22 protein-coding genes are annotated in these 23,686 nt (G+C 41.4%); 16 read left to right on the forward strand and 6 right to left on the reverse strand.

What is annotated here, in order from left to right; genetic code table 11:
• Positions 1 to 8: 8 nt before the first annotated feature.
• From LDL79_RS09510 to LDL79_RS09545, 8 genes are all read left to right on the forward strand, one after another.
• Positions 9 to 638 carry a DUF4230 domain-containing protein gene (locus tag LDL79_RS09510; RefSeq protein WP_167598787.1) on the forward strand — a complete coding sequence of 210 codons (630 nt, stop codon included), beginning with the start codon at positions 9 to 11 and terminating at the stop codon, positions 636 to 638.
• Entirely contained in the window at positions 619 to 1,143 is a 525-nt protein-coding gene (locus tag LDL79_RS09515) for a GNAT family N-acetyltransferase (protein WP_225597535.1), read from the forward strand. The genes LDL79_RS09510 and LDL79_RS09515 overlap by 20 nt, the downstream gene beginning before the upstream one ends.
• Positions 1,144 to 1,152: 9 nt before the next feature.
• Positions 1,153 to 1,773 (forward strand): tetratricopeptide repeat protein, encoded by a 621-nt coding sequence (locus tag LDL79_RS09520; protein ID WP_225597536.1) that lies wholly within the window; start codon positions 1,153 to 1,155, stop codon positions 1,771 to 1,773.
• Between the two features lie 12 nt (positions 1,774 to 1,785).
• Entirely contained in the window at positions 1,786 to 2,157 is a 372-nt protein-coding gene (locus tag LDL79_RS09525) for an MmcQ/YjbR family DNA-binding protein (RefSeq protein WP_225597537.1), read from the forward strand.
• Positions 2,158 to 2,201: 44 nt separating this feature from the next.
• The gene (locus LDL79_RS09530; protein ID WP_225597538.1) at positions 2,202 to 3,977 is read left to right on the forward strand and encodes a MutS-related protein; all 1,776 of its coding nucleotides are present in this window, start codon (positions 2,202 to 2,204) and stop codon (positions 3,975 to 3,977) included.
• Positions 3,978 to 4,979, forward strand: a complete 1,002-nt coding sequence (locus LDL79_RS09535; RefSeq protein ID WP_225597539.1) for a metal-dependent hydrolase — start codon at positions 3,978 to 3,980, stop codon at positions 4,977 to 4,979.
• A 44-nt stretch (positions 4,980 to 5,023) separates the two neighbouring features.
• A complete protein-coding gene (locus LDL79_RS09540; RefSeq protein WP_225597540.1) occupies positions 5,024 to 5,341 on the forward strand; it encodes a cupin domain-containing protein in 318 nt (105 codons plus the stop codon).
• Between the two features lie 72 nt (positions 5,342 to 5,413).
• Positions 5,414 to 6,199, forward strand: coding sequence for an SDR family oxidoreductase (locus LDL79_RS09545; protein WP_225597541.1), 786 nt, complete (start codon positions 5,414 to 5,416; stop codon positions 6,197 to 6,199).
• Here the strand turns inward: LDL79_RS09545 and LDL79_RS09550 are convergent.
• Both LDL79_RS09550 and LDL79_RS09555 read right to left on the reverse strand, forming a co-directional pair.
• Entirely contained in the window at positions 6,189 to 6,356 is a 168-nt protein-coding gene (locus tag LDL79_RS09550; protein ID WP_225597542.1) for a hypothetical protein, read from the reverse strand. The two genes, LDL79_RS09545 and LDL79_RS09550, sit on opposite strands and share 11 nt — an antisense overlap.
• A gap of 51 nt (positions 6,357 to 6,407) precedes the next feature.
• Positions 6,408 to 7,262, reverse strand: coding sequence for an AraC family transcriptional regulator (locus LDL79_RS09555; RefSeq protein WP_225597543.1), 855 nt, complete (start codon positions 7,260 to 7,262; stop codon positions 6,408 to 6,410).
• Between the two features lie 136 nt (positions 7,263 to 7,398).
• On the opposite strand from LDL79_RS09555, the gene LDL79_RS09560 reads away from it, so the two are divergent.
• The 6 genes from LDL79_RS09560 (at position 7,399) to LDL79_RS09585 (ending at position 16,591) form a co-directional block, all read left to right on the forward strand.
• Complete coding sequence (locus tag LDL79_RS09560; RefSeq protein WP_225597544.1) at positions 7,399 to 8,334, forward strand: dihydrodipicolinate synthase family protein; 936 nt, start codon at positions 7,399 to 7,401, stop codon at positions 8,332 to 8,334.
• Between the two features lie 257 nt (positions 8,335 to 8,591).
• A complete protein-coding gene (locus LDL79_RS09565; protein WP_225597545.1) occupies positions 8,592 to 10,169 on the forward strand; it encodes an aldehyde dehydrogenase (NADP(+)) in 1,578 nt (525 codons plus the stop codon).
• Between the two features lie 81 nt (positions 10,170 to 10,250).
• Complete coding sequence (locus LDL79_RS09570) at positions 10,251 to 11,975, forward strand: DUF885 domain-containing protein (protein WP_225597546.1); 1,725 nt, start codon at positions 10,251 to 10,253, stop codon at positions 11,973 to 11,975.
• Between the two features lie 24 nt (positions 11,976 to 11,999).
• The gene (locus LDL79_RS09575; protein WP_225597547.1) at positions 12,000 to 13,007 is read left to right on the forward strand and encodes a 4-hydroxyproline epimerase; all 1,008 of its coding nucleotides are present in this window, start codon (positions 12,000 to 12,002) and stop codon (positions 13,005 to 13,007) included.
• A gap of 54 nt (positions 13,008 to 13,061) precedes the next feature.
• On the forward strand, positions 13,062 to 15,338 hold the full coding sequence (locus tag LDL79_RS09580) for a S9 family peptidase (RefSeq protein WP_225597548.1): 2,277 nt from the start codon (positions 13,062 to 13,064) through the stop codon (positions 15,336 to 15,338).
• 2 nt (positions 15,339 to 15,340) lie between these two features.
• The gene (locus LDL79_RS09585) at positions 15,341 to 16,591 is read left to right on the forward strand and encodes an NAD(P)/FAD-dependent oxidoreductase (protein ID WP_225597549.1); all 1,251 of its coding nucleotides are present in this window, start codon (positions 15,341 to 15,343) and stop codon (positions 16,589 to 16,591) included.
• 139 nt (positions 16,592 to 16,730) lie between these two features.
• Here the strand turns inward: LDL79_RS09585 and LDL79_RS09590 are convergent, their stop codons facing one another.
• From LDL79_RS09590 to LDL79_RS09600, 3 genes are all read right to left on the reverse strand, one after another.
• A complete protein-coding gene (locus LDL79_RS09590) occupies positions 16,731 to 17,831 on the reverse strand; it encodes a DUF4407 domain-containing protein (protein WP_225597550.1) in 1,101 nt (366 codons plus the stop codon).
• A 160-nt stretch (positions 17,832 to 17,991) separates the two neighbouring features.
• Positions 17,992 to 19,827, reverse strand: coding sequence for a M56 family metallopeptidase (locus LDL79_RS09595; RefSeq protein WP_225597551.1), 1,836 nt, complete (start codon positions 19,825 to 19,827; stop codon positions 17,992 to 17,994).
• The gene (locus LDL79_RS09600; protein ID WP_072981698.1) at positions 19,827 to 20,195 is read right to left on the reverse strand and encodes a BlaI/MecI/CopY family transcriptional regulator; all 369 of its coding nucleotides are present in this window, start codon (positions 20,193 to 20,195) and stop codon (positions 19,827 to 19,829) included. Before LDL79_RS09600 ends, LDL79_RS09595 begins: the two co-directional genes overlap by 1 nt.
• A gap of 245 nt (positions 20,196 to 20,440) precedes the next feature.
• Here LDL79_RS09600 and LDL79_RS09605 point away from each other — a divergent pair, with 245 nt between their 5' ends.
• Both LDL79_RS09605 and LDL79_RS09610 read left to right on the forward strand, forming a co-directional pair.
• Positions 20,441 to 21,022 (forward strand): PhnA domain-containing protein, encoded by a 582-nt coding sequence (locus tag LDL79_RS09605; protein ID WP_225597552.1) that lies wholly within the window; start codon positions 20,441 to 20,443, stop codon positions 21,020 to 21,022.
• A gap of 89 nt (positions 21,023 to 21,111) precedes the next feature.
• Positions 21,112 to 21,885 carry a DUF1206 domain-containing protein gene (locus LDL79_RS09610; protein WP_225597553.1) on the forward strand — a complete coding sequence of 258 codons (774 nt, stop codon included), beginning with the start codon at positions 21,112 to 21,114 and terminating at the stop codon, positions 21,883 to 21,885.
• 292 nt (positions 21,886 to 22,177) lie between these two features.
• Here LDL79_RS09610 and LDL79_RS09615 read toward each other — a convergent pair whose 3' ends face one another.
• A complete protein-coding gene (locus LDL79_RS09615; RefSeq protein ID WP_225597554.1) occupies positions 22,178 to 23,575 on the reverse strand; it encodes a dipeptidase in 1,398 nt (465 codons plus the stop codon).
• Positions 23,576 to 23,686 lie beyond the last annotated feature (111 nt).

Raw genomic sequence — 23,686 nt, forward strand, 5'->3', positions numbered from 1 at the left:
TTTGTTTTATGGAATATTTATTCATTGGTTTAGCAATAGGAAGCGTTGTAGCCTATTTTATATTCACGCGATTCAACAAAACTAAAAAGCAGCAAAATGCTCAAGAGCAGTCTGTGGTTTTGATGGAAAAAATACGCAGCGTTTGTAAATTCATTACGGTGGAAGGTGACTTCTCCGAGATCTATCATTATCAGAATGTAAAAGATAAATGGCTCAATCTCTTTTTAGGGAGCAAAAAAGCTTTGGTGCTTATCGATGCGAAAGCCTATGTAGGTTTTGATCTGACCAAAATCAAAATGCAGCCCGATATCAAAAACAGAACGATCATTCTAACCGATTTTCCTCAGCCGGAATTGCTCAGCATTGAAACCGATTTTAAATACTATGATAAGAAGGAAGGTTGGGCAAATCCTTTTACATCCACAGATCTCACCGAAATCAACCGCGAAGCCAAACAGCATATTGTAGATAAAGTTCCACAAAGCGGATTGTTTGGCGAAGCATCTAATCAAGCGCTCAGCACGGTCGCTCTGATGGAAAATTTGGTGCAAACCATCGGTTGGAAATTAGATTACAAAGCCTTGGAGACCGCGACAAAACCTCAATTAAAAGACAAGAATGAGTCCAAAGCAATTTAGCGTAAAAGAAGTTCGAGAAAAAGACTGGCCGGTCTTAAAGCAACTGGTCGATGAGGTCTGGCCCGCTACTTTTAAAGATATTCTCTCTGAAGCGCAGATCAGTTATATGATGGAGATGATGTACAGTGTCGCTTCATTAAAAAAACAAACCGAAACCGGCAGCATATTTTATATTCTTTACAGTAATAATGCGCCTTGTGGTTATCTGGCGATCATTCCACAGTATACAAATGAAAAACTTACTACGAGAGGTACAATCACTAAAGTAGATAAGATCTACGTATTGCCCAAAACACAAGGAACCGGAGCAGGACGATTTTTGATGGATTTTGCTTTCGCGGAAGCTAAAAAAGCGGGAGCCCTTGGTGTAACGCTAAACGTTAATCGGGATAACAAGGCTACTTCGTTTTATGAATACTACGGTTTTAAGAATATGTATTCTGAAGATTTTGATATCGGTAGCGGTTATCTGATGGAAGATCATATAATGTATTACTCTTTTTAAAGATATTTTATGGGAGGAGAGGGCAGTATGAAGGCAATGATCGATAGCCTTAGAAATAACAGAAAATTGCTCAGTAATAAGTCCCGCTTTACAAAGGAGCGAAGCTTTCTCAACCTTAAAGAAACTGATTTAAAAGGAGCATCTGGAAAACCCAGATTTAAGCCCTACTCCATAGAAGCCATAAAAAAAATAAAGTCAAAGTTTCAAAGAAAGCGTAAACGAGAAAAAGTTCTTTTTGCTTTTGTTGGACTATTGATTTTTTCAATTTTTATTTTCTTAGTAACATTCTTGATTAATGAAGAACTACAGGAGCAGGAGAATAGGGAGCTGATTACGATTCAAAAAAAGGAGCAAGCTTATTTAAAACATATCGCATTTGGCGACCGTTGGTTTTCAGAATCAAATTGGCACAATGCTATTTTTTATTACAAAAAGGCTTTAGAGTTATACCCAAACGATTATGATAGTAGTTATAGGCTTCTGCAGGCATACGGGCAAAATTGTGAGAAAGAATTAGAGGATTGCGCAAAAGCGAAAGATTTGCTCGATGAATTGTTGGTGAAGTTTCCTGGCAAGAAATCAGAATTGACACTGCTTAAAGAAGTCTTGAATTACGAATACGGAATCTAAAACGAAGCGTCTATGAACATCGAAAGCTATAGAACCTACTGCCTTAAGAAACCCGGAACCACCGAGCATTTTCCTTTTGATGAAGATACGCTGGTTTTTAAAGTGATGGGTAAAATGTTTGCGCTAAGCAGTTTGACGAGTTGGGAAAACGGTGAGCCGCGCATCAATCTTAAATGCGATCCTGAAGAAGCCATCCTTCTGCGAGAAAAATATCCTGAAAGTGTTTTGCCGGGATACCATATGAATAAGCAATTATGGAATACGGTTGTGTTGAATGGTGAACTGACGCCTAAACAAGTGCAGCAATTTATAGACGACAGTTATACGCTTATCGTAAACAGTCTTACCAAAAAGCTAAAAGAAGAATTAAAAAGGCTGGATTGATTCTGAATATATAGCTTTACAAAAATCATTTTTCAATCAAACGCATGCAGGATCCCAGAGCCCATTATACCTCAAAAATCACCACCTATCAAGAGCAGTTAAAAAAGATGCAAGCCTTATTGCTTTCGAGCAGCATGATACGGCTTGTGGTATTTTTAATAGGTGTTGTAGCTGTTTACTTCTTATGGGGAAACACGCGTGTTATCCTAACAATAGTAGTTGCTGAGATCGCTTTGTTTCTGTTCTTGGTCTCAAGACATTCCCGGCTTAAATACAAGCGGGATTTTCTACAGGAAATGATCGCTATCAATAAAACTGAACTCCAAGTGCTCGATCGTGATTTTTATGACTTGCCAGATGGTGACGCGTTTAAAAATCCGTTGCATGAGTTCAGTCAGGATATAGATCTATTTGGACGTGGTTCTTTCTTTCAATATTTAAACAGAACCGGTTTAGCCAGTGGAGCGCAAAAATTGGCAGATTTACTTACTGCCAATAGTATTGAAGATATTTCACAGAAACAGGAAGCGGTAAAGGAACTCGCGGCACAATCAGACTGGCGGCAAGAATTTAGAGCCACGGCGCGCTTAGTAAAAGCCAATTATGACACACGACATATTTTAAACTGGCTTAAAGGCTATACCAATTTTGTGCCCAAAATCATGCAGTGGCTACCCAATGTATTTACCGGTATTTCACTAGTTCTTTTTGTGGTGGCGTATCTTGATCTCGTTCCGGGAAGCTTGGTACTGTATTGGTTTTTTGCCGGACTTATCCTCAACGGATTTTTTGTCAAGAAAGTAAATGACCTTTGGGACAAAGCCGGTAAAACGCAAACTACTTTTGAGCAGTATTTCAAATTGATGCTGCTGTTAGAAGAGCAAGAGTTTACGTCGGTTTATCTAAAAAAGGAACAGGATAAGATCAAGTCTCAAAAGGCTAAAGCTTCGGCGGTAATTGAGCAGTTTTCAAAAATGCTGGGCATTCTCGATCAGCGCTCTAATATGTTAGTAGGCGTATTTATCAATTCCTTTTTTCTTTCAGATTTAAGGCAAGCCTATCGCATAGAACGCTGGATTGCATTGAATGCAGATGAGGTTGCCAACTGGTTTGAAGTGCTCGCATTTTTTGATGCGCAAAACAGTCTGGCTAATTTCAGTTTTAATCATCCCAATTACGCTTTCGCGGAAATCAAAAAAGGAAAACATACGCTTACTGCAAAAGCATTGGCGCATCCGTTACTTGACCCTAAGAAGGCGGTTGCTAACGATTTTGATATTGATAGCGAACAGTTTTTTATCATCACCGGCGCCAACATGGCGGGTAAAAGTACCTTTTTACGCACGGTGTCTTTGAGTATTGTGATGAGCAATGCAGGGCTTCCTATTTGTGCCGAAGAAGCGGTTTATGATCCTATAAAATTGATCACTAGTATGCGTACGAGCGATTCGCTTACCGATGATGAATCGTATTTCTTTTCAGAATTAAAACGCTTACAGTTTATCGTAAATGCCATAAAAACGTATACCTATTTTATCATTCTGGACGAAATTTTAAAAGGAACCAACAGTACCGATAAAGCCATTGGCTCCCGAAAATTCATCGAGAAATTGGTTGCTTCAAATTCCACCGGAATCATCGCTACGCACGACCTGAGTTTATGTGAAGCGGCAGACGAACTCGAGGATGTAAAGAACTATTATTTTGATGCGCAGATCATCAACGACGAGTTGTTTTTTGACTACACCTTTAAAAAAGGGATTTGCCAGAATATGAACGCCTCTTTCTTACTGAGAAAGATGCAAATTATAGATGCCTAGATGGATTCGTTGACGCAAATCGTTCTGGGTGCTGCGGTGGGAGAAGCCGTTTTAGGAAAAAAAGTAGGCAACAAAGCGATGTTGTATGGTGCAATCGCCGGTACAATTCCTGATCTTGATACTATTTGGGGTAAATTTCTCGATCCGCTTACTGCGATAGAAATTCACAGAGGAATAAGCCATTCTATCGTTTTTAGTATTGTGATGGCGCCCATTTTAGGTTGGCTCGTGGCGCAACTTCATAAAAAAGCACAAGCCGGTTGGAAAGATTGGTCGAGGCTCTTTTTCTGGGGATTGGTGACGCATCCGCTTTTGGACGCGCACACGACTTGGGGAACGCAATTGTTCTGGCCGTTGGATCTTAGGTTGGCGTACCAAAATATATTTGTGATCGATCCGCTATATACCTTGCCATTTTTGATCTTTTTAATTCTCGCAATGCGCTTACCAAAAGCTTCCAGAAAACGCCGAAAATGGAATAATCTCGGACTCATTGTAAGTTCAGCGTATATGGTGCTGACCTTAATTTTAAAAGGGATCAGTTATCAGAAATTCACAGAAGCCTTAGCAAATGAAAAGATTGAATATACACAAATCGATACCCGGCCGGCAGCGTTTAATACGATTCTTTGGCACGCCAATATTGATGTAGGCGATGCGTATTTGCTAGGCGATTATTCGTTTTTTGATAGCCAACCTATAAGCTTCAAATACGTACCTAAAGATCGCCAGTTATTGGGTGATTTTAGGAATTCGGAAACTATCGAGCGACTTGATAAAATTTCAAATGGTTGGTATGCGATCGAGAAACGCGATGGCGATTTGTATTATAACGATCTTCGGTTTGGGGTTTATGATCTGGGCGCAAAAGATTTACGCTTTGTCTTCAGTTATCAATTGATTCCTGCGGGTGACGATTTAAAAATACAAGAAGCAGAACGAGATCCCGAAGCGATGAAGCAGGTTTTGGCGAGTTTGTGGAGCAGGATCTGGGGAAACTAGACTTGAGAATATAGAATTAAAATATCATTGATTAAAATAATACGATGCAGTATAAACTTTCAGAAATAGCACCTAAAGAAATTATGCCGGGATATCACGGTAAACTCGTACATACCCAAAATACATCACTCGCGTTTTGGGAAATTGAAGAAGGCGCTCAAGTACCTGAGCACAGTCATATGAACGAACAAATCATGCACGTGATTGAAGGAGAATTTGAGTTTACCCTTGACGGAACTACTAAAGTGTATCATCCCGGAGATATTGTGGTGATCGCTCCGCATCTTTCGCATAGCGGAAAAGCCTTAACACCGTGTAAATTACTAGATGTGTTTAGTCCGACGCGGGAAGAGTATAAATAGCAAAATGCGTGTCAGGTTAAGTGCAGTCGAGACCAGTCTTATTGAAGGCTAGAAAATAAAAATTCTAATACTATGAATATTGATTTAAGTGGAAAAAAAGCACTTGTTGGTGCGAGCACTTCAGGAATTGGTAAAGCGATCGCTATGCAATTGGCGGCAAGTGGCGCGACGGTTACCTTGATGTCGCGTTCGTTTGATAAATTAGAAAACGTCAAGCAAAGCCTTTCGACTGAAAACGGTCAGCAGCATCAAATACTTCGGGTTGATTTTACTGATTATGCTGCGTTTAAATCAATCATTACAGCTTATTTCGAAGAAAATTCAGTAGATGTTCTGGTAAATAATACGCAAGGTCCGCCGCCGGGTACAGCGCTTGAAAAGGAAGTTGAAGACTATCAGCAGGCATTTGACCTGTTATTTAAAACGGTGGTGCTTACTACAGAATTGGCTTCAATTTCTATGAAAGAAAAAAAATGGGGCCGTATCATCAATGTAGCTTCGGTATCGATCAAAGAGCCGCTTTCGTATTTGGTATTATCCAATTCTATACGAGCAGCGGTAGTGACTTGGGCAAAAAGTCTGGCTACCGAGGCTGGTACTTTCGGCATTACTGTAAATAGTGTTTTAACCGGCTACTTCAATACCGAACGTATCTCTTCACTAAATGCTAAAAAAGCAAAAGAGCAAGGTGTTTCTGAAGAAGAAATTTTAAAGCAATTAGAAGCTTCGGTTCCTGTGAAGCGTATAGGAGATCCCGCCGAATACGGCTATCTAGTTGCCTTTTTGGCTTCTGATCGCGCGGGATACATCACGGGAACGCAAATTCCTATTGATGGGGGCAAGCTTGCTAGCCTTTAAGTAGCGCAATCCTTTTTAAGGCGACAAGCATCAACCCAAGGCTGATACCAATACCTATTCCGTAAAAAAAGTCTGAAATTTGATAATAATGAAGCGCGATAAGATTTGCAGCAAAAAGTGAAATACTCATAACCATTGCAAAAACACCTTTGGTCATAATTAAAAAGTTTTGGTGTTAGTAGCTCAGAATTTCAGATTGTTACAAAAATTATCCGGTAGTTTCAGCGCTTTTGTAAGTACGCGGACTCACGCCTTTTTGTTTTTTAAAATACCTATTAAAATTAGAGACCGAGTTGAAACCGCACGCATAGGCAATACTGGCAATCGACTCCGCAGAATCTGGAGTACGCAACAACTGGCAGGCGTGCTCGATACGCAATTCTAACAAAAATTGATTAAAGGTTTTGTTGGTGCGCTCTTTAAAAAACCTGCAAAAGGCAGTAGGGCTCATCACCGCAACGTCTGCGATCTCTTCAAGACTAATGCGTTCTTTAAAATTGCTCAGGCAATAGTCAAACACATTACTCATACGCTGCCCTTCGGTGTCGGTATATTTAGTGTTTTTAGTGAAGTTAGAAAGCAGTTCTTTGGGGGCGCTATAAATAGCATAAAGCAGTTGCATAAAATGCATAAAGCGCTCTAAATTGGGTGCGCTTACTATGGAAGTAAAGTAGTTTTTAAAGCGTGACTGCGTATCAATAATTCTAAAACCCGAAGCCGCTTGTTTAAAGAACAGGTCAAATTCTTTTAATTCTTCGGTCTCAAAAAAAGGTGCACCAAAGCTTTCCCGGTTAAAAAATATGGTGAGCATATGGGATAGTCCTTCGGGATTAGGATCACTTCTAAAGACGTGCGGTAAGTTTCCACCAAATATTAAAACATCTCCCGGATTAAATCTGCTTACCGTATCGCCCACCAGAAGCGTCCCGGTGCCTGAAAGAATATAGCTCATCTGGATCTCAGGATGCTGATGCAGCTTGTCATAAAACAAGGGCTCCAAGTCTTCCTGAAGGATCAGTGCGTTATTGCCAGACTTCGGTATTTTAAATGGTAAAACCTTCAATGGTTAGAATTTGACGTTGATTTTAAGCGAAAATGTGTAATTGCGCTAAAATATGCAATGTTTTGGTTAAATACTACAAAACTAAAGGAAGTGAAGCCTGCTACATTTGTACCATCAATAATAAACATAAGAAACGATGCAGATCAATTGGGAGGGTGTGATGCCCGCAGTAACGACAAAGTTTACAGCAGACGATAAACTGGATTTAGATTTATTTGAGGTAAACATCAAAGCCCAGCTTGATGCTGGCGTTCACGGAATTGTTTTAGGAGGAACCTTAGGGGAAGCCAGTACTTTAACTGACGAGGAAAAAAGTATTTTAACACGTAAAACTGTTGAGATCGTTGCGGGTTCTGTGCCGGTAATGATGAACATCGCAGAGCAAACTACAAAAGGGGCTATTGCTGCAGCAAAACAGGCAGAAGAAGATGGAGCTGCAGGTTTAATGATGTTGCCTCCTATGCGTTACAAAGCGAGCGATCGTGAGGTTGTCGCTTATTTTAAAGCGGTTGCACAAAGTACGTCGTTACCAATTATGGTGTATAACAACCCGGTTGATTATAAGATTGAAGTGACGCTTGATATGTTTGAAGAATTACTTGAAGAACCTAATATTCAAGCGGTGAAAGAATCTACACGAGATATCTCTAATGTAACGCGCATTAAAAACCGTTTTGGTGATCGTTTAAAGATTATGACCGGTGTTGATACTTTGGCGTTAGAAAGCTTGTTGATGGGCGCAGACGGTTGGGTAGCCGGTTTGGTTTGTGCATTCCCCGCTGAAACGGTTGCGATCTACGAATTACAAAAAGCAGGTCTTATTGATGAGGCTTTAGCGATCTATCGCTGGTTCTTACCGCTTTTAGAATTAGATATCGACGCACAACTTGTACAAAATATTAAGCTTGCCGAAGTATATACTAAAATTGGTTCTGAGCACGTGCGCGCACCGCGTTTACCATTAGCTGGTGCACGTCGTGAAGAAGTGATAAAAATTATTGAAGAAGGTTTAGCAAACAGACCTACTTTACCAGAATACAAAGGCCTTAATACGCAGCAAGAGCTGGCGTAATTCAATATAAATTAAAAGATTATTTGGTGGATAAAATGAGTCGGAGGCTGCGTTCGTTTAAAATTAGATTTTAAGTTTAGCTATCAACGATTTGGCGATTTTCAAGACTTGACATAATAGCTGACGGCTCATTTTTTGAGGTTTTATAAAACCTTCTAAAGCACTAATTATAGCTTAATTAAAAGCACCGCAATCGTGGTGCTTTTGGCGTAAACAAGCTTAAGGCAGTTTAAGCGATTAAAAAGAAATTGATACAAATGATTACAGGAAAGAATTATATAGGAAGTAAAATTTCTGCGGAAGGAAAAACGACATACACAACGATCAACCCAAAGCTCAACATTGAGAATGAGTGGCAATTTACTGAAGCTACCGAGAGCGAAGTAGATGCTGCTGCGCAATTAGCTGCGGAAGCTTTTGAAGTGTATAAACACAAGTCTGATGAAGAACGTGCAACATTCTTAAGAGCAATTGGCGAAGAGATCGAAGCTTTAGGTCAGCAATTGATCGACACCTACACCACCGAATCTGGCCTTCCTGAAGGTCGTGCGATGGGAGAGCGCGGTAGAACAATCGGTCAGCTTAATGCATTTGCTTCTTTGTTAGAACAAGGAGATTGGGTGCAAGCCACCATTGATCACGGCAACCCTGAGCGTACTCCTGCACCAAAACCTGATTTGCGCAAAATGCAAATCGCGACCGGACCTGTTGCTGTTTTTGGGGCTAGTAACTTTCCGTTTGCGTTCTCAACCGCTGGCGGAGATACTGCGAGCGCGCTTGCAGCTGGTTGCCCGGTTGTGGTGAAAAGTCACCCAATGCACGCAGCGACGGGCGAATTGGTCTCTTCAGCAATTATCAAAGCAGCGCAGAAAACAGGAATACCTGACGGCGTTTTTTCTAACCTAAACAGTAAAGGTATTGCGGTAGGAGAGCAGTTGGTTAAGCATCCCGCGATCAAAGGTGTTGGTTTCACCGGAAGCATAAAAGCGGGGAAAGCATTGGTTGCACTTGGAGCCAACAGAGAAGAACCCATCCCGGTTTATGCCGAAATGGGAAGTATAAACCCTGTTGTGATCCTTCCGGAAGCTTTGAAAGTCAATGGGGAAAGCTGGGCGCAAAAATATGCGGGAAGTATCAATCTTGGCGCGGGACAATTCTGTACCAATCCCGGGTTGATCTTAGGAATTGAAGGAGAAGAATTAGAAACTTTTGGTAAGAATCTGGCTGCGCATTTAGGCGAGCAACCCGCGCATTGCATGTTGCATCCTAATATTCAGTCGGCTTATGAAAGCGGAAAACAAACAATGCTCGACGCAGCAGGAACTGAAGTGCTTGCAGTCACCTTAGAAGCAGAAGGAGCAAATGATGGTAAACCGGCTTTGGTAAAAGTTACCGGAGATGATTTTCTAGCAAATACCAAGTTGCACGCAGAAGTTTTTGGACCGTTTTCAATGTTGGTAAGCTGTACTTCAAAAGCGCAACTGCTTGAGGTTTTAAACGCATTAGAAGGCCAACTTACCGGTTCGCTTATCGCGGAAACTTCAGAAGTTGTAGCATATACAGATGTGATTGATGCCTTACGTTCGCGTGTGGGTAGAATTTTATTTAATGGTGTTCCTACCGGTGTTGAGGTTTGTCCTGCAATGCATCACGGAGGGCCATTTCCATCTACCTCTGATGCCAAATTTACTTCGGTAGGTAACGACGCGATTTACCGTTGGGTACGTCCGGTTTCGTATCAAGACTGGCCGCAAGAATTACTTCCAGATGCTTTAAAAGAAGAGAATCCGTTAGGTATTCTTCGCAAGGTTGATGGGAACTATAGTAAAGCTTGATAACTTCAGCTAGTACGAGTTAAACAAGAGATACAGTAGTTTAAAATGCTGCTGTATCTAGTTAATCAAATAATTAAACGTATGAGACACTATTTACTTCTTTTTATTATTTCAAGTTTAACTCTTTCAGTTTCAGCTCAGGATGCTGTTTCCCTAGACAGTATCATCGCTGAGTATCAAAATCAGCGTGATTATAACTGGCGCGATTATCCTTTGGGACGTTATGATGAAGAACTGCCCAAAGCACGTGCAGAAGCTGCTCAAGATTTATTAAAAAAGCTAGAAGGTGTAGAGACTACTGCTTTAAATGACAGCGAGCTCATATCCTACAAACTGCTCAATTTTGTCTTGCAGGATCGCGTAGATCACTACAAGTACAAGATGTATCTTAACCCTTTACAGGCTGATCAAGGATTTCATTTGAATCTCAATTATCAGGTTCGGCCCATCAATAGCTATCAGCAGGCTGAGGGTTATTTAAACCGGTTGAAAGCCATTCCTTATTTTACAGAAAGTCAATTTGCGCTGATGCGAAAAGGCTTAAAAGAAGGCATCAATCAGCCTAAGATTATTTTCAACGGCTACGAGTCTACCTACAATACGCATATTGTTGAAGATCCTACCGAAAGCTATTTTTACTCGCCGTTTTTAGCCTTGCCGGAAAGTATTTCCGCAGCGCGAAAAGATTCGCTTTTAAATGCGGCGCAGCAAGTGATTAATGATAGTGTGGTACCGAGTTTCAAAAAGATCAAAACCTTTTTTGAAACCGAATATTTACCGCAAACCCGAGACGAAATTGGTGTTTCTTCACGTCCCGGCGGAAAGGAATTCTATCAGAATCGAATTGATTTTTACACCACCTCAAAAGACTACACCGCACAATCTGTTCACGAATTAGGCTTGAAAGAAGTTGCGCGCATCAAAGCTGATATGGAAAAGATCATCAAAGAAGTAGATTTTGAAGGTTCGTTTGCAGACTTCTTAGAGTTTCTACGCACCGACGATCAGTTTTTTGTAACTACAGAAGATGCATTGTTGATGCACGCCAGAGATATTGCGAAGCGTGTAGATAATGAGTTACCGGCATTTTTCTCCAAGTTACCTAGGCAACCTTACGGAGTCATTAAAGTTCCTGACGCCATCGCCCCAAAATACACGGGCGGAAGATATTCTGGCAGTAGTATAAACGGGACACAGGCGGGGCATTATTTGGTAAACACTTATAAATTAGACAGTCGTACGTTGTACACGCTTCCGGCATTAACGGCGCATGAGGCAGCACCGGGACATCATATTCAAGGAGCGCTTAACCAAGAGTTGAGTGATAGTATTCCGCAGTTTAGACGCAATTTATACTTATCTGCTTACGGTGAGGGTTGGGGCTTATATGCAGAATACCTTGCTGATGAAATGGGAATTTACCGAACGCCTTATGAGAAGTTTGGGCAGCTTACCTATGAGATGTGGCGGGCTTGTCGCCTGGTGGTAGACACGGGGATTCACGCTATGGGTTGGTCGCGTCAAGAGGTGGTAGATTATATGTCACAAAATACCGCGCTTTCGATCCATGAAATCAATACCGAAACCGATCGTTATATCGGTTGGCCGGGTCAGGCATTGAGTTATAAAATAGGTGAACTCAAAATACGTGAGCTGCGCAAAAAAGCTAAAAACGAATTGGGAGAAGACTTTGATATACGTGCGTTTCACGAAGTGATCTTAGGTGAAGGTACGGTGACTTTACCCATTTTAGAAGAACAGGTTAATGCGTATATAAGCAAAGCAAAAGAAGCATTAGCAAAATAGAACATATAATACGTGAATTAAAGAATGGCTGTACACACTTTTGAATGTATAGATGCGCACACTTGTGGTAACCCTGTGCGTGTGGTAAAAACGGGTGGCCCTGCATTAGCGGGCAAAACCATGAGCGAGAAACGCCAGCATTTTCTAAAAGAATATGACTGGATTCGCACCGGATTAATGTTTGAGCCGCGTGGTCACGATATGATGAGCGGTAGCATTTTGTTTCCGCCGCACGACCCGGCAAATGACTTTGCGATTCTGTTTATTGAAACCAGCGGTTGTCTCCCTATGTGCGGGCACGGAACCATAGGAACCATTACCATCGCCATTGAAGAAGGCCTTGTTATCCCTAAAACTCCCGGTAAAATCAGAATGGAAGCTCCTGCCGGATTGGTAGAGATTGAATATCAACAAACCGGTAAAAAGGTAGATTGGGTAAAACTGACCAACGTAAAAAGTTATCTGGCTGCTCGTGATTTGACGATAGATTGTGATGAGCTGGGCACCTTAAAGTTTGACGTGTCTTATGGAGGAAACTATTATGCAATCGTTGACCCACAGGAGAATTTTAGTGGCGTACACGATTATAATGCTTCAAAGATCATTAGCCTGAGCAAGATTTTACGGGAAAAGATCAATGCGAAATACAAAGATCATTTTGTGCATCCTGAAAATGAAACCATACGTGATGTAAGCCATATGTTATGGACGGGTAATCCCCTAGCTGCTACGTCATCAGGGCGCAATGCAGTATTTTATGGAGATAAAGCCATCGATCGTTCTCCTTGCGGAACGGGAACTTCGGCGCGTATCGCACAATTGCATGCCAAAGGAATTATTCAGCCGCATACCGATTTTATTCACGAGAGTTTTATTGGTTCAAAATTTACAGGTCGGGTAGAAGAAGTCACCCGAGTAAGGGATTTTGAAGCGGTGATCCCGAGTATAAAAGGTTGGGCCAGAGTGTATGGTCACAATACAATGACTATTGATACCGAAGACCCTTATGCATTCGGTTTTCAAGTGTTGTAAGGATACAAATTCGGAATATTAAATCTTATGGCGTTGCCAATAAATATGTAGCTTATGAAGTTTGTAAAATTCAGTTTATTCTTTGTTGTGGGGCTGTTGTTCAGCAGTTTTTCTAGTGTTGCGCAAGAGCAAATGACTTTAGCAGATTATGAGCAAGCCAATGCGTATACATATGCTAACCTTTGGAATAAAAAGGTTTTTAACCTGTCGACTTCAGTAACTGAATTTGAAGATCATTCAGGGATTTGGTTTGTGAACTATACCGAAGCAGGTAAGGAATATAAAACGCTTTCTTTCAAAGATTCAGAAGTAAAACCGCTTTTTGATCAGTCAAAATTAGCAGAAGCTTTAAGTGAAATCTTAAATAAGAAACAGGATGCAGCTCAGCTTTCGGTCTCAAAAATTGAAAAAACCAATGATGGCTTAAGCTTTGAATTTGAGAATACACGCTTCACCTGGGATGGAACATCTTTAGAGGAAAGTAAAGAAAAAACTTTTAAAAATTCTCGTGATTGGCGCAATCAAATGGAGTCCACATCTCCAGATAAAAAGTGGATCGCCTTTACCCGAGATCATAATTTATTTATTCGTGATGCTCAAACAGAGGAGGAAATTCAGTTAACGACCGATGGTCAAAAGGGTTATGATTATGCGAGTAGTATTGGCTGGTTTGACATCATAGAAGGCGAAGGAACCGAGCGCCCTAAGCATTTTGGCGTGCAATGGTCGCCAGACTCTAAATACCTCGTGACGCAAGTTGTAGATACGCGCAATGCAGAAAAAATGTACCTGCTGGATTACAGCATAGACAGTTTATACAAACCCAAATTATTAAGTTACTACCGCGGTTCTCCGGGAGACACGACGATGGTGACGTATAAACCGGTATTTTTTGATGTAGAAAGCCAAAAACAACTGGCAATCGATCTTCCTAAAAAAGTGCACGTCAATGGGATTTGGTTGAAATTTCAAGATAAGGAGCCGCATAAAATGATCGCTTCCTATCGTTCACGCGGTTACAAAGATCAGTTTTTAAAAGTGGTTGATCTTGATGAAGAAACTGTGCAGCCGCTTTATGAAGAATCTACTCAAACCAGTATTGATAATTTCAACTATCGCGAGATCGAAGGCTGGGATGATCTGGTGGTCCTTTCAGAACGTGAGGGTTGGAAGCAATTGTATTTAGTCAATAAGAATAGCGGGGAAATCACACCGCTGACTAACGGGGAATTTGTGGTAAACGATATTGTGCACATCGATGAAAAAGACAAAGTGATTTATTACACCGCTTCGGGTGTTGATGCAACGATGAATCCGTACCATCAGAAATTGTATCGGGTTTCTTTAAAAGGAAAAATAAGCGAACTAACCCCTGAAAATGCAAATCACGAGATCACATTTTTTGAGGATGCTGATTATTTTGTAGACGCGATCTCCAAAGTAGATCAACCTACAAAAACGGTATTGCGCAGCAAGAAGAATGGAAAGATCACAGCAACTCTAACCACAGCCAATACAGCACAAATTGAAGCGGAAGGCTGGCAGATGCCCGAAGTATTTACATTAACCGGTAAAGATGACAAAACTCCTATTTATGGCGCCTTTTGGAAGCCGGTAAACTTTGACAGTTCAACAAAATATCCGGTTATTGATGCAACCTATACTGGTCCGCATACACAGCGTTTCCCCAAAAGTTTCAGTCAGGCGTTGAGCAATCAGGCGATGGCTAATTTGGGCTTTATCGTGGTGGCAATTGATGGCCTAGGAACTGCAGGGAGATCTAAAGCTTTTCGGGATGTTTCTTATATGAATATGGGAGATAATCTGCGCGATCACGTGAATGCTATTAAATACTTGGGTGAAAAGTACGCCTATGTAGATGCTGAGCGTGCGGGGATTTTTGGGCATTCTGCAGGTGGTTTTGATGCGGCGCATGCGGTATTGGCTTTTCCTGATTTTTATAAAGTGGCAGTGGCGAGTAGCGGGGATCACGATTTTAGAATGGAAAAAGCCTGGTGGCCCGAAATGTATATGGGATATCCTGTTGATGAGCGTTACGAGGAAGTTTCAAACATCACGATGGCACCTAATTTAAAGGGAAAACTCTTGCTGGTGCACGGCGGGATCGATGATAACGTAAACCCTTCAGCGACATTTAAATTGGCTGAAGCTTTGATCAAAGCCGATAAGCAATTTGATATGTTGATCATCCCGAGTCAGCGACACGGCTATACCGGGAAATACAGTACTTATTTTCAGAAAAAAAGATGGAATTATTTCATCGAGAACTTACTAGACAAACAAACCCTTTGGGGCTTTAATCTGGACTAACTATGAGCAAAAAATGTGTGATTATTGGAGGTGGAATTATAGGCTTGTCTTCGGCTTATTATCTTCAAAAAGCGGGACACGAAGTAACGGTGATCGACCAAGGAAGTATGGATTCTGGTGCATCCTACGTGAATGCCGGGTATTTGACACCTAGCCATATTATTCCGTTAGCGGCTCCTGGTGTGATGCAACAAGGCATCAAATGGATGTTTAGCAGTAAGAGTCCGTTGTATATCAAACCGCGCTTAAACGCCGATTTTCTCAAGTGGACGATGGCGTTTAACAATTCGTGTTCAGAAGAAAACGTTACTAAAGCCATTCCGGCGATTCGAGATATCAATTTGTTGTCCCGCGACTTGTATTCAGATATTAAAGAAGAAGAACATTTCAATTTTCAGCTTAAGAAAGACGGTTTACTTATGTTGTGCAAAACCGAACATATGCTCGAAGAAGAGGCACATGTTTTGGCTTTAGCCAATAAAGAAGGTTTGCCAGCGCGTATGCTTTCAGCGGAAGAAGTTCAGCAAAAAATGCCTAATGCAAAATTAGATATCAAAGGTGCGGCGTTTTATGAGTGCGATCATCATACTACTCCGGGCGAATTTATGGAAGAGCTGAAAACACTGTTGCAGGCTAAAGGAGTCCACTTTGTTAAGAACGAAAAAGTAACCGGTTTTGATTCGTCAAGCGGTACGCTTTCTAATGTAAAAACCGCATCAGGAAAGACTTTTGTTGCTGATGAAGTGATATTGGCAACTGGAGCTTGGGCCGGCGAGTTGAACAAAAAATTGGGATTGAAAATTTTGATGCAGGCAGGTAAAGGCTACCGCATCAACTCTACAACCGAAACCGGAATCACCTTACCTTCGATCTTGTGCGAAGCAAAAGTTGCGGTAACGCCTATGAATGGTTTTACGCGTTTTGCAGGAACCATGGAAATCGCTGGAATCAATCACGACATCAATAAAACCCGTGTTGAAGCGATCGCCGAAGCGGTGCCACGGTATTTTAATAATGTAGTGATCTCCGAGCAGGAAAAAGACGAAGCCCAATGCGGTTTGAGACCGGTAACTCCAGATGGATTACCGTACATAGGCAGACCTTCAAAATGGAAAAACTTAACCATCGCCGCAGGTCACGCGATGATGGGATGGAGCTTAGGCCCGGGAACCGGACTCTTGGTTTCAGAAATCATTGATGGTAAAAAACCTTCGTTAGATCTAAGCGTTTACAATCCTGATCGTAGATTTTAAGAGCTGGAGTTTTATTGGCGCCGCCAAAGGGTTTAATACTCCGAGGCTTGCCCTAAGGTAGTTTACTAAAATTAAAAGCCTTCTCTTTATGGAGAAGGCTTTGTTTATCGGGCGACCGGAGATAGATCTAAAGTATTAATTAAAGTAATTTACTCTGCCGCTTGTAAAACGCATCTTGCTGTTTTTGCATCAGATCTCGAGCCATTTTCTTCTTATAATTGTAGAGTTCGTCTTCCTCGGTAAGATCGCCGTAAACTTTATCATTAATCACGTTGTCTGCATCAATAAGGTTTTTACGCTGATTGGCTTTTTGCGTCGTCCACGATTTGAGTTCGCCTTCAGCATCTGCTAGCTTAAGATCGTATTCTCCTTTTGGGGAAATAAGCTTGGCAAAAATCGGTGTGGTTTCAATGGCTAGAAACAGTAAAAAGATGAAAAATGATGGGAGCCAAGGCAAGGTTTCTAAAGCGTCAATACGCGCCATTAAACCGTCAAAATTATCAATGATGGGCTGGGTTTCGGTTACGCGGGTTTCGTAATCAGCAGCTAGGTTGTCTTTCTCGAGTTCGAGTGCAGCGACCTTTTCAGCATTGGTTTGCTTCAACTGTTGCAGTTCTGCCAGAGCGGCATCGTGTTTTTCTCGTTTTTCCTGATAAACCGGACCTTTACCTAGTTTTCCGGTACCGGAAGTACCTTCGGCTTCTGTGATGTAAATATCATAGAGCGCATTCACTTCTGCTTCTTTGGTAGTGACTTCGCCTTTTAATTGTTCAATTTCGGAATCTAAAGCAGCGACAGCCGGAGTAAATTGATCCGCGATCTGATTTTGATTGGCGAGGGTTAGATCGTTTTTCTGTTCTAACAATACGCGATCAATTTCCTTCTCAAAAATTTTAAGTTCGAGTGGTTTTGAGATCACTACAGCGATAATCACGGCAAGAATCAAACGCGGCAAAGCTTGGAGAAATTCGTCTAAGAAATTATCCCGTTTTTTAATGGTGGAAACAATAAAGCGGTCCAAATTGAAAATGAGTAATCCCCAGACAAAGCCGAAACCTATCGCCATTGGGATCGAGTCAAAAACGGTATATAACGCATAGCCCGAAGCGATGAACGCCATTAGCGCAGTGAAAAATACGGTAGCGCCAATACCGGCATATTTATTTTGCTCGCCGGGAGCACAAGAATCTAGAAGCACATGGTCTGCTCCTGAGCAAAGAATAAAGAATTTTTTAAGCATGATATGATGATTGATGAGTGTTAAAAGTCGCGATTAGTAATTAAAATTCAAAGCAAATGGTGAAATGCTAAAACGCTGAAACGAAGGAAAGTATTGTGATAAAAAAAACTTACCCATAGAAGAGGTAAGTTTTTGATGCGACTGCGATGTGTTGAGCGCTTTAATTCCTGTCTTTGATGATCAATATATGACTACCCTTGTTAGAATTGAACATTAAGTTATAAGCATCACTGTTCTCAATAAGTTCCTGAGCTTTTTCAGCAGAAATCTTTTTGTCGTTGTAGTAAATGTTGTCTTTCGCTAAGCGTACCATTTCTTCAGGTGCAGGCGGTGGAGGTGGTGGTGCAGGAAGACCTTGTACGGTTACCTCTTTAAGGCTAGAATTAGTTGCCGGCGGTGGTGGAGGCGCAGGAATAGAACCGGCCTTTTGGGGTGCAGGCGCAGGTGGTGGCGGTGGTGGAACTAAACCTTTTGGATTGGCCTTATATAATGCAGTTGTTTCAAAAGCTTCTTGTAGTTTTTGCCAAAGATTGGCCGCAGGATTTGATGTTCGCACGTGTACGCTATAATTTTTCTTTTCGCTCAAGGTCCAGTTTTTACTCAAAGCATCAAGATCGTTTGCAAAAGTTTCAACGGTTGTTTCCTTTCCATTTAGATAAACATCAGAGCCTGTAACGGTGATGTTAAGGACTTTTTCAGTTTGAGCTAAAAATGCTTTTATAGCCTCTTGCGAAGGTGGATTTTGAACTTGTTTATGGTCTTCATAATAAGACGGAGTCATTAGATTAACTTGGTAATAATGCGCGCCGTAATTTTTTGCATTTTTCTCAAGCTTGCTGATAAAATAATGACTGTACGCTTCAGCACTTTTTAAATTAGCATTTTTAATGCGTTTTCCGTCAACCCAAACACCATATTGCGAAGCGTCTTTCCATTCATTTAATAGAGAAAGTGTAGGAGCTTTCTTTTCAAGGATGTGGTAGGTTGGATTTTTAGAAATGGCATCGAGGTCAGCTTGGGTGATGACTTTAGGCTTGTCGCTTTTGAAGAAGGTGTCTGTTGATGTTGCAGAGGTTTGATCATTCTGATCTTCCATCTTTTCCGGTTCTTGCATGTTTGCAGGCTTTGCCACAATTTCTTGATTAAAGAAATAAACGCAAAGCGCAAGAACGGGCACAAAGAGTGCGATACGGGCGGTCAGCTTTTTGACCGAACGGTTTTTTGATAACATAAGAATTCGTTTTTTAGTTAATGAATAATTGATCGGGCTACTTAACGCGGTGTGATGAGCACCTCCCGAATAGTTAAATAAAAGATTGGTATAATTAGTAAGGTTATTATTTTGGTCTAGAGCAGCTTGATCTGCCAGAAATTCGTGATTGAGCGCCACGCTTTTTTTAAGTAACATCAACACCGGATTGAACCAAAACACGACCTGAAGAAATTCGATGAGAAGAATATCCCAACTGTGTTTTTGAATCACGTGAGCTTGCTCGTGTTGTAAAACTTCGGCAGGAAGTGTGTTGTTTTTAAAGTCGGTCTTCGGGAGAAAAATATACTTTAGAAACGAATGCGGAACCACTTGTTCTACCAGTAATACATTGATATGCGAGGTCGCTTTGATGTGCTCGTTACGGCGCACCTTTTCGCGTAAGCGCAACAGATTACGCAAAAACCGGAAACCCAAAAGCAGCACACCTGCACCATAAACGAGTGCTAAACTAAGGAGCAGCCAATTTGTAGATTCGGCTGTTGGTGTGGTAATTGGAGCTTCTGTAAAAGCAGCCGGTTCAAAATGGGTCTCGGCGGCAACGGGTTGCGGTGCAATTTCAACCGTATAACTAAAACTGACTAAGGGTAATGCGACGGCGATTGCCAAACTTCCCAGTAAATAAAAGCGTTTAAAGTGGTGCGCAGCAGTTTGCTCTAGAGCAACTTTATAAAAGCCCCAAAGAACCAACAAGCACAAAATGGATTTGATGAGGTAGGCTGCCATTACTTTTGAGATTTTAAGCGTTCATCAATCAGTTTTTTAAGTTCTTCTAATTCTTGCTGCGTCAAATCGGTTTCTTGCGTGAAGAACGACGCAAACTGCGCAGCAGAGTCGTTGAAGAAATTTTTGATCATTCCATTTACCTGCTTTGAGAAATACTTGTTTTTCTTTACTAGCGGAAAATATTCTCGCGATCTCCCGTATTGCACATAATCTACAAAACCTTTGTCTTGCATTCGTTTGAGCAAGGTGGCCACAGTGGTAGTTGCCGGTTTAGGTTCGGGGTAGGCTTCTATGAGTTCCTTCATAAAGGCTTTATCCAATTTCCATAAAATTTGCATCAATTGTTCTTCGGCATTAGAAAGACTCATAGCTTCTACATTTTTAGAATGTGTTCTACAAATGTAGAAATAAATTTTAATTCTACAAGTGTAGAGTAGAATATTTTATTGATGTACTGGGGGGGGTACTTCTTGAAATTCGCAAAAGCTTAAAAAGTACGAGGCTTCCCGCTGCAAATCGGCGACTACAAAAAAGCTGTATGCTTTTCAGTACATTCCTTAACGCCAACTTTTACAATAGCTGTACTTTTACGTTTTGAACAATTATTTCATTTATGAGCCTAGAACAAGACTTAAGAGACCGTAGCGGTAATGTATGTGAATTGAGTGGAAGCACCGAGGATCTTGATATTTATGCGGTTCCTAATTCGCCAGATTTACCCGAGGTGCAAACCCATATTTTTATTTCAGAAACCTGTCGTATGCAACTTGAAGATAAAGCCGCAATAGACTCCAATCATTGGCGCTGTTTAAACGACAGTATGTGGAGCACGGTTCCGGCGGTGCAAGTGGTGGCTTACCGTATGTTACACCAACTAAGAGCCGAAGGTTGGCCGCAAGATTTGCTAGATATGATGTATATGGAAGAAACTGTAAAAGATTGGGCAAAAGCCGGAATTTCTGATGAAACGGAAACCAAAGGTTTGGTACATCGCGACAGTAACGGTGTTGTTTTAGAAGCTGGCGATTCTGTGGTATTGATCAAAGATCTTAAGGTGAAAGGCAGCAGTATGGTGGCTAAACAAGGTACAGCGGTACGCCGAATTTCTCTAGATCACGAAAATGAAAAATACATTGAAGGTAAAGTTGACGGACAGCAAATCGTCTTAGTGACAGATTATGTCAAGAAGATTTAGCACTTCGTTTAGTTTATTATAACATCGGGTTGGGAGCAGATATTGACGACAATCAATAGTTTGGCTGTAACTAACTAATTTCCAAATCGATGAATAATAAAAAAGAAAAACTTGCCCGCGCAGGGATGGTAGCAAAGGGAGCGGTGTATGCACTAATAGGTGTTTTAACTGCAATGGCCGCGTTTAATTTAGGCGGTTCTAAAAGTGGCAGTGATAATGCATTACAATTTCTTGCGGGGCAACCTTTTGGTCAGGTTTTGTTAGGCGCTTTGGCGATTGGTTTATTTGGCTATGCGTTCTATCGTATTTATGAGGCGGTCAATGGTCCCGGAGCTTCTTGGAGTGAGGCCAAAGGTTTTGTAAAGCGCTCCGGTTTTATCGTAAGTGGAATTTTCTATGGAGCTCTAGGCTTTACAGCGACCAAAATGATTGTTTCCGGTAGTTCTGGGTCTGGTGGTAATTCTGCAGTTTCCACCTTGATGTCTAAACCTTACGGAGCTTATGTAATCGGTTTTGTGGCGCTTTGTCTTTTAGGAAAAGCACTTTTTCAAATTTACAAAGCCTACTCGGGTAAATTTAGAGAAGACGTTAAAGAAAGCAGTCTTAGTCAAAAAGAGCGTAAAGCTTTAGTTCGTGCCGGGAAAATCGGATTTACTTCAAGAGGAATTGTTTCCGGAATTTTAGCATTTTTATTTTTCAAAGTAGCCTTAGGTAATGGCGCAGATGCCGGCGGAAAAGTGGCTGCTTTTGATTTTTTACAAGATAATTTTGGTGCTGCTGTAATGGGAATCGTAGCACTCGGTCTTGTTGCTTATGCCGTGTTTATGTTTATTCAGGCGAAATATGCACAGATTAGGATTTAGAATTCAAGGTTCAAAATTGAAAATTAAAAAACCCGTACATTATACGGGTTTTTTAGTTTAGAAATCTGATGTATTACAGTTATTCAATGTCAGATCGAGCGCAGTCGAGATCCATTTTTATTTCAAGTCAAGGTATAAAAGATCTGAGTGCCGAAAATTGAAAACCGACACTGATTACCGAAACCTTGCGTGAGGGATTGAGGCATTGTTGGAGCTCTTTTGCTTTTTTGCAAAAAGCGACTGCCAAAAGCCCGACCCCGCGAAAAAGCGGGGTCACGCCCAAATCTGTAGTTTACTTCTCTGCCATTTTAAGCTTGGTAAACTCGTGGTAAAAATGCGGAATCGTTTCAATGCCTTTAAAGAAATTCCATACACCAAAATGCTCGTTAGGCGAGTGAATCGCATCGCTATCCAGACCAAAGCCCATTAAAATGGTTTTGCTATTGAGTTCGCGTTCAAACAACGATACAATCGGGATGCTCCCGCCGCTACGTTGTGGGATAGGGGTTTTGCCAAAGGTTTTTTCATACGCTTTTTCTGCAGCCTGATAGCCTAAACTGTCTATCGGGGTTACGTAGGCTTGTCCGCCGTGATGTGGTTTAACCTTTACACGCACGCCTTTTGGCGCAATGCTCTCAAAATGCTTTTTGAAAAGCTCGGTGATTTCTTTCCAGTCTTGATCGGGAACCAGGCGCATACTTATTTTTGCATAGGCTTTACTGGCGATCACGGTTTTTGCACCTTCGCCAATATAGCCACCCCAAATACCATTTACATCGAGCGTAGGTCTAATACTGTTACGTTCATTGGTGGAGTAGCCGGCTTCCCCATAAACCGAATCAATATCGAGCGCCTTCTGATAGTTTTCTAGTGAAAAAGGAGCTTCAGCCATTTTTGCACGCTCTTCGGCGCTTAGTTCTTCAACCTTATCGTAAAATCCGGGAATGGTGATGTGGTTGTTCTCGTCGTGAAGTGACGCGATCATTTTGGTCAAAATGTTAATCGGATTTGCCACCGCACCGCCATAAAGTCCGCTATGTAAATCGCGGTTAGGACCGGTAACTTCAACCTCAACATAACTGAGTCCGCGTAGACCGGTGGTGATGCTTGGGGTATCTTTAGCGATCATTCCGGTGTCTGAGATCAAGATCACGTCGTTGGCTAGCTTTTCCTGATTGCGGGTAATAAACCAACCCAGGTTTTCGCTACCTACTTCTTCTTCGCCTTCGATCATAAACTTAATGTTACACGGCAGGTCGTCGTTTTGCGTCATATATTCTAAAGCCTTGAGGTGCATATACATCTGGCCTTTGTCATCACAGGCGCCACGTGCAAAAATAGCTCCATCGGGATGCAGCTCTGTTTTTTTGATTACGGGTTCAAAAGGAGCGCTGTCCCACAAGTCTAATGGATCTGGCGGTTGCACGTCATAATGCCCGTAAACCAAGACGGTAGGTAGGTTTTTATCTTTAAATAGCTCCCCATAAACAATGGGATAACCGGGAGTTTCACAAATTTCTACAAGGTCACAACCCGCTTCTTTAAGGCGTTCTGCGACTGCTTCTGCAGTGTTGAACACCTCCTTTTTATAGGCTTTATCAGCGCTAATAGAAGGGATTTTGAGAAGTGCTATAAGTTCGTCGAGAAAACGTTTTTGATGTTTATCTACGTAAGTTTTTATGTCTTTCATATGTTTTATGTGCTTGATTGCAAAAATACAGAATGGCTAAGGAATGATTTCCTAACAAATCTACAAAGCTTAAAAAGGTCTCGAAGGTTGCTGAATAGGAGACTGCTAAAA

The organism is Leeuwenhoekiella palythoae (assembly GCF_020310025.1).
In the GTDB taxonomy this organism is placed as follows: Bacteria; Bacteroidota; Bacteroidia; order Flavobacteriales; family Flavobacteriaceae; genus Leeuwenhoekiella; species Leeuwenhoekiella palythoae.

What these genes read in the sequence shown, in the direction of transcription:
- LDL79_RS09510 (WP_167598787.1), top strand. Translation starts at nt 9, where the DNA reads ATGGAATATTTATTCATTGGTTTAGCAATAGGAAGCGTTGTAGCCTAT.
- LDL79_RS09515 (WP_225597535.1), top strand. Translation starts at nt 619, where the DNA reads ATGAGTCCAAAGCAATTTAGCGTAAAAGAAGTTCGAGAAAAAGACTGG.
- LDL79_RS09520 (WP_225597536.1), top strand. Translation starts at nt 1,153, where the DNA reads ATGGGAGGAGAGGGCAGTATGAAGGCAATGATCGATAGCCTTAGAAAT.
- LDL79_RS09525 (WP_225597537.1), top strand. Translation starts at nt 1,786, where the DNA reads ATGAACATCGAAAGCTATAGAACCTACTGCCTTAAGAAACCCGGAACC.
- LDL79_RS09530 (WP_225597538.1), top strand. Translation starts at nt 2,202, where the DNA reads ATGCAGGATCCCAGAGCCCATTATACCTCAAAAATCACCACCTATCAA.
- LDL79_RS09535 (WP_225597539.1), top strand. Translation starts at nt 3,978, where the DNA reads ATGGATTCGTTGACGCAAATCGTTCTGGGTGCTGCGGTGGGAGAAGCC.
- LDL79_RS09540 (WP_225597540.1), top strand. Translation starts at nt 5,024, where the DNA reads ATGCAGTATAAACTTTCAGAAATAGCACCTAAAGAAATTATGCCGGGA.
- LDL79_RS09545 (WP_225597541.1), top strand. Translation starts at nt 5,414, where the DNA reads ATGAATATTGATTTAAGTGGAAAAAAAGCACTTGTTGGTGCGAGCACT.
- LDL79_RS09550 (WP_225597542.1), bottom strand. Translation starts at nt 6,356, where the DNA reads ATGACCAAAGGTGTTTTTGCAATGGTTATGAGTATTTCACTTTTTGCT.
- LDL79_RS09560 (WP_225597544.1), top strand. Translation starts at nt 7,399, where the DNA reads ATGCAGATCAATTGGGAGGGTGTGATGCCCGCAGTAACGACAAAGTTT.
- LDL79_RS09565 (WP_225597545.1), top strand. Translation starts at nt 8,592, where the DNA reads ATGATTACAGGAAAGAATTATATAGGAAGTAAAATTTCTGCGGAAGGA.
- LDL79_RS09570 (WP_225597546.1), top strand. Translation starts at nt 10,251, where the DNA reads ATGAGACACTATTTACTTCTTTTTATTATTTCAAGTTTAACTCTTTCA.
- LDL79_RS09575 (WP_225597547.1), top strand. Translation starts at nt 12,000, where the DNA reads ATGGCTGTACACACTTTTGAATGTATAGATGCGCACACTTGTGGTAAC.
- LDL79_RS09580 (WP_225597548.1), top strand. Translation starts at nt 13,062, where the DNA reads ATGAAGTTTGTAAAATTCAGTTTATTCTTTGTTGTGGGGCTGTTGTTC.
- LDL79_RS09585 (WP_225597549.1), top strand. Translation starts at nt 15,341, where the DNA reads ATGAGCAAAAAATGTGTGATTATTGGAGGTGGAATTATAGGCTTGTCT.
- LDL79_RS09590 (WP_225597550.1), bottom strand. Translation starts at nt 17,831, where the DNA reads ATGCTTAAAAAATTCTTTATTCTTTGCTCAGGAGCAGACCATGTGCTT.
- LDL79_RS09595 (WP_225597551.1), bottom strand. Translation starts at nt 19,827, where the DNA reads ATGGCAGCCTACCTCATCAAATCCATTTTGTGCTTGTTGGTTCTTTGG.
- LDL79_RS09600 (WP_072981698.1), bottom strand. Translation starts at nt 20,195, where the DNA reads ATGAGTCTTTCTAATGCCGAAGAACAATTGATGCAAATTTTATGGAAA.
- LDL79_RS09605 (WP_225597552.1), top strand. Translation starts at nt 20,441, where the DNA reads ATGAGCCTAGAACAAGACTTAAGAGACCGTAGCGGTAATGTATGTGAA.
- LDL79_RS09610 (WP_225597553.1), top strand. Translation starts at nt 21,112, where the DNA reads ATGAATAATAAAAAAGAAAAACTTGCCCGCGCAGGGATGGTAGCAAAG.
- LDL79_RS09615 (WP_225597554.1), bottom strand. Translation starts at nt 23,575, where the DNA reads ATGAAAGACATAAAAACTTACGTAGATAAACATCAAAAACGTTTTCTC.